The sequence below is a fragment of the Streptomyces sp. genome, from assembly GCF_031178505.1.
GTDB classification, from domain to species: Bacteria; Actinomycetota; Actinomycetes; order Streptomycetales; family Streptomycetaceae; genus Streptomyces; species Streptomyces gulbargensis.
Map to the genome: position 1 here is coordinate 1 of NZ_JAPSIW010000504.1, position 5,293 is coordinate 5,293.

General features: G+C 75.6%; 5 protein-coding genes. All 5 read left to right on the forward strand.

The features are described 5' to 3' along the window. The coding region (locus RIF68_RS26375; protein ID WP_309053796.1) for an IucA/IucC family C-terminal-domain containing protein at positions 1-497 on the forward strand (497 nt) is incomplete at its 5' end. A 12-nt stretch (positions 498-509) separates the two neighbouring features. Continuing rightward, the gene (locus RIF68_RS26380) at positions 510-2,372 is read left to right on the forward strand and encodes a pyridoxal-dependent decarboxylase (RefSeq protein WP_309053797.1); all 1,863 of its coding nucleotides are present in this window, start codon (positions 510-512) and stop codon (positions 2,370-2,372) included. Then, positions 2,369-4,192 (forward strand): IucA/IucC family protein, encoded by a 1,824-nt coding sequence (locus RIF68_RS26385; RefSeq protein ID WP_309053798.1) that lies wholly within the window; start codon positions 2,369-2,371, stop codon positions 4,190-4,192. Before RIF68_RS26380 ends, RIF68_RS26385 begins: the two co-directional genes overlap by 4 nt. Beyond that, the gene (locus tag RIF68_RS26390) at positions 4,189-4,779 is read left to right on the forward strand and encodes a GNAT family N-acetyltransferase (protein WP_309053799.1); all 591 of its coding nucleotides are present in this window, start codon (positions 4,189-4,191) and stop codon (positions 4,777-4,779) included. Before RIF68_RS26385 ends, RIF68_RS26390 begins: the two co-directional genes overlap by 4 nt. Further along, positions 4,776-5,293, forward strand: a 518-nt coding sequence (locus RIF68_RS26395; RefSeq protein WP_309053800.1) for a SidA/IucD/PvdA family monooxygenase, incomplete at its 3' end; no start/stop codon positions are given. The genes RIF68_RS26390 and RIF68_RS26395, both read left to right, overlap by 4 nt.

The following is a 5,293-nucleotide window of genomic DNA, read 5'->3' on the forward strand; positions in this document are numbered from 1 at the left end:
TCACCTTCAACCCGCACGGCCAGAACACCCTCATCGGCTACGACGAGAACGACGTCCCGGTCCGCCTGTACCTCAAGGACTTCGTGGACGACGTGTGCGTCTCCTTCACCGACGTACCCGAGCGCGGCCCCGAGCCCGACGGACACGACCACGTCCTGCCGCGCAAGCACCCCTCGATCATCAAGCAGCACGTGGTCGACCAGGTCTTCGTCGGCCACTTCCGCTACCTCGCCCCGCTCTGCGCCGAGCAGCTCGGCGTACCCGAGAAGACGTTCTGGCGCCTGGTGCGGCGGACGATCCTCGACTTCCAGAAGCGCTTCCGCAAGCGCTTCCCCGACCTCGGGGACCGGTTCGCCGAGTACGACCTGCTGACCCCCGAGATCCCCCGGTACGGGCTCAACCGCGACCGGATCGTCGTGACCCGCTACGGCGACCGCGCCCTGCGCCACGCGCTGTACCCGAACGGCACGCACCCCAACCCGCTCGCCGAAGGCTGAGGAGTACCGCTCGTGACCCCACTCACCCGCGCGCGCCCCGTGCCGGCCACCCGGCCCGGCACCGCCGCGCCCCCCGCGGCCGCCGTCCCCCTCGCCGGTTCCCGTACCGGCCTCTCGGAGGTCCTCACCGCCCTGGCCGGCGCGGCCGACGCGGCCTCGGCCGCCCGCAGGCCGGACGGACCGATCCCGGCGGGCACCCCCGCCGAGGTCCTGGCCGCCGCGTCCCGCGCCCTCGGGCCGGCCGAACTCCCCGCCGAGGGCCTCGGACAGAAGGCCGCCCTCGGACGGCTCGCCACCCTCCTCACCGAGCACGGCATCGACCTCTCCCACCCCCGGGCCGCCGCCCATCTGCAGCCGCCCTCCCTCGCGGTCGCCGTCGCCGCCGACGTCCTGGCGAGCGCCGGCAACGCCTCCCTCGACACGTACGACTCCGGCCCCTCGGCCATCGCCGTCGAACGCTGGCTCATCGGCGTCCTCACCCGCCTCGCCGGCCTCGGCGAGCGCGCCGACGGCGTCCTCACCCCCGGCGGATCCCTCTCCAACCTGATGGGCCTGCTGCTCGCCCGGGACGCCGCCGCCCTGCGGCGCGGCGTCGACGCCCGCGAGCACGGTGTGGCCGCCCTGCCCGGGCCCGTGGTGTTCTGCTCGGAGCTCGCCCACTTCTCCACCCACCGGGCCTGCGCCGCCCTGGGCCTGGGCGAGGCCGCCGTACGGACCGTGCCCGTCGACGAGCGGCGGCGGATGCGGCCCGAGGCCCTGGCCGCCGCCCTCGAAGCCCTCGGCCCCGACCGGACCCCGGTCGCGGTGGTCGCCACCGCCGGGACCACCGACTTCGGTTCCGTCGACCCGCTGCCGCGGATCGCCGGGATCGCGGCCGACCACGGCGTCTGGTTGCACGTGGACGCCGCCTACGGTTTCGGCGCGCTGTTCTCCGACCGGCTCGCCGGCCGCCTCGCCGGACTGGAGCTGGCCGACTCGATCACCCTGGACCTGCACAAGATCGGCTGGCAGCCGGCGGCCAGCAGCGTGCTGCTGGTCTCCGACCCGGCCGCCTTCTCCGCGCTCGACCGGCAGGTCGCCTACCTCAACCCCGAGGACGACGGGGAGGCCGGCTTCGACGGCCTGCTCGGGCGCAGCCTCCAGACCACCCGGCGCCCCGACGCCGTGAAGGCCGCCGCCACCCTGCTCACGTACGGGAGGTCCGGCCTCGGCCGCATGGTCGACACCTGCCACGACCTGGCCCGCCACGCCGAGCGGCGGATCCTCGCCGAACCCGAACTGGAACTGGTCGCCCCGGCCGAACTGACCACGGTCGTCTTCCGCCACCGGGGGGCGGACCCGAAGGTGCCCCGGGCCGCTGCGGCCGAGCGGCCTGCGGGCGGCGCCGGCGCCCGGCCCCCCGAGGGGACCGGCGAGGACCCGGCGACGGCCCGGGCGGACTCCGGCGGTTCGAGGCGGGCCGACGCCGTCTCCGGCGGTGCCGTTTCCGGCAGGGCCGGGTCCGTTTCCGGCGGCGCCGACGTCGCGGTCACCGCTTCCGCCGGGTCCGCTTCCGGTACGACCGGTTCCACCGGCACCGCTCCCGGCTCCACCGACGAAGGTCCCGACGGCGCCAGGACCCCCTCGGCCGACACCGCCTTCCGGGCCTCCGACGAGCTCAACGGCGCCCTGCGCCGCCGGCTCCTGGAGACGGGCAGCGCCCTCATCGGACGGACCGAGGTCCGCACCGGCGGCCCCGGCTCGCCCTCGCGCGTCTGCCTCAAATTCACCCTGCTCAACCCCAACGCCACCCCCGACGACATCGACGGCCTCGTGGACGCCGTCCTCGACGCCGGCCGCGCCTGCGCACGACTGATCCAGGAGGACGCCGCATGAGCCCCAGCACCCCGGCGGCAGCCACCCCGTCCCCGCCCGCCCCCGCGGACCCGGCCGCGACCACCCGGCCGGACCCGCTGCACGACGCCGACGCCCGCGGCGCCGCCGAGCACGCCCACGTCGAGGCCCTGCTCCGCTGCTGGCTCCGCGAGACCGGCACCCCCGTCGCCCCAGGACCGCTCCGGGTCGAACTCCCCACCGCCGGCCTGGCATTGGTCACCGAGGTCACCCACTGCTCGCCCACCGGCTGGCACCGCTTCGGCCCCGCCCGCCTGGAGGGCCCCGGCGGCCCGCTCGGCCCCACCGCCGACCCGGTGACCGCCGTCGCGCTGCTCTCCACCGAGGCGGCGGTACGCGGCGGCGGCCGGCCCGGCGGAGTCCCCGCCGGCGAGGTCGCCGACCTGGTCGAGCGCACCGCCGAGTCCGTACGACGGGTCACCACCTTCCTCGCCGAGCGCCGCGCCCGGCCGCTGCCGCCCGAGGGCACCGACGGTTTCCTCGACGCCGAACAGGCCCTGCTCCTCGGCCACCTCAACCACCCGGCGCCCAAGAGCCGCGACGGCATCTCCGACCGTGACGCCGCCGCCTTCTCGCCGGAACTGCGCGGTTCCTTCCGCCTGCACTGGTTCTCCGCCGACGCCTCCGTCGTCTCCCACGACGCGGTCGACGGCGCCCCCTCCCTCGCGGGCCGCGACACCGTGGACCTCCTCGCGGACCTCGCCGGCCGCCGCCCCGACCCGGGCCGCGTCCTCGTCCCCGCCCACCCGTGGCAGGCCAGGGACCTGCTGCACCGGCCCCGCGTCAAGGCGCTGATCGCCTCGGGCGCCCTGGAGCCGCTCGGCGAGCTGGGCGAGGAGTGGTGGCCGACCTCCAGCGTGCGGACCGTGTACCGGCCCGGCGCCGAGGTGATGCTGAAGCTCTCCCTCGGGCTGCGGCTGACCAACTCGCGCCGTGAGTCGACCCGTACGGAACTCCGCCGCGGCCTGGAGATCAACCGGCTCCTGGACGCCGGCTACGCGGCGGACACCTTCGCCGCCCACCCGGGCTTCGCCATCACCCGCGACCCGGCCTGGATCGCCGTCGACGAACCCGGCCGCCCCGGCGGCCCCGAGGTGACCGGGCTCGACGTCGCCGTGCGCGAGGTGCCCAGGGACATCGCGGACCTGCGCTGCCTGGTCGGCCTCGTCGCCCCCCGCCCCGGCCTCGGCCGCAGCGCGCTCGGGGAACTCGTCGCCGCCCTCGGACCGGGCGCCGCCGAGCGGTGGACGGCCGACTACACCGACCACGTCCTCGTCCCCATGCTCCACCTCTACGCCGCCACGGGCATCGGCCTGGAGGCCCACCAGCAGAACACCCTCGTCCGGCTCGGCGCGGACGGCCGGGTCACCGGCGCCACCTTCCGTGACAACCAGGGCTACTACCTGGCCGGTTCCCATCTGCCCGGTCTCCTGGAGAGGCTCGGCGCCGACACCTCCACCCTCGCCGTCGTCGACGACCCCTTGGTCGACGACCGGCTCTCCTACTACCTGCTCCGCAACCAGGCCCTCTCCGTCGTCGGCTGCCTCGCCGTCGACGGCCTCGCCGACGAGCGCGTCCTGCTCGGCGTCCTCGCCGACCGGCTCCGGGCGGCGCTGCCCGCCCTCGCGAAGGCCGGCCCCGACGGCGACCGGCTCGCCCGTCGCTGGCTCACCGCCGACACCCTGCCGTGCAAGGGCAACCTCCTCACCCGCCTCCACGGCATCGACGAGGTCCTCGCCCCTCTCGACGCCCAGTCCGTCTACCTCGACGCCCCCAACCCCCTCAAGGAGGCCACGGCATGAACGCCTTAGACCCGCAGGCCCACGACACGACCGTTCCCGGGCCGCCGCTGCCGCTCCTCGGCGGGCGCTGGACCGCCCGGGTGGCCCGCGCCGAGGGCGCCGACCTGGACCTCGTGCACGGCTGGATGCAGTCCCCGCACATCGACGCCTTCTGGCACCAGGCGTGGCCGCGCGAACGCTGGTACGAGGAGATCGCCGGCCACCTCGCGGGCGACGCGATCCTGCCGGTGATCGTGGACCTGGACGGCCGGCCCCTGGCGTACATCGAGGTCTACCGGGTGATGCGCGACCGGCTCGCCGGGCACTACCCGCACCTGCCGCGCGACCTCGGCCTGCACATCGCCATCGGCGACGCAGAGAAGACCGGCAGAGGCCTCGGCCGGACCCTCCTGCGCGCCCTCGCCGACGGCCTCCTGGCCGCCGACCCCGCCTGCGTCCGCGTCGTCGCCGAGCCCGACATCACCAACGAGCCCTCGCTGCGCGCCTTCGAGGCCGCCGGCTTCCGGCCCGCGGGGAAGGTCGAGTTCCCCGACAAGACCGCCGCCCTGATGGTGCGCCCGCGCGCGGAGGAGGCGATGCCCGGATGAGCACCACTCCCGCGACCACCGAGCACGACGTGGTGGCCGTGGGCTGCGGCCCCTTCAACCTGGGGCTCGCCGCCCTCGCCTCCACCGTGGACGGGCTCGACCTCGTCGTCCTGGAGGAGCGGCCCGAACTCACCTGGCACCGCGGCATGATGTTCGGCGACGCCTCGATGCAGGTGAACTTCCTCGCCGACCTCGTCACCCTCGTCTCCCCGAGCCACCCCCTGTCGTTCCTGGAGTACCTCCACGACATGGACCGGCTCTACACCTTCACCGTCCGGGAGAACTTCTTCCCGTCGCGGCGCGAGTACGAGGACTACCTGCGCTGGGCGGCCGCCCGCCTCCCCTCCGTGCGCTTCTCGCACCGCGTCGGGGAGGTCCACTGGGACACCGCCGCCGAACGGTTCACGCTGGAGGTCGTACGCGGCGACGGCACCCGGCTCCGGATGGCCGCCCGGAACCTCGTCCTCGGCATCGGCACCGCGCCGCACGTGCCCGAGGCCCTCGCCGCACTGCC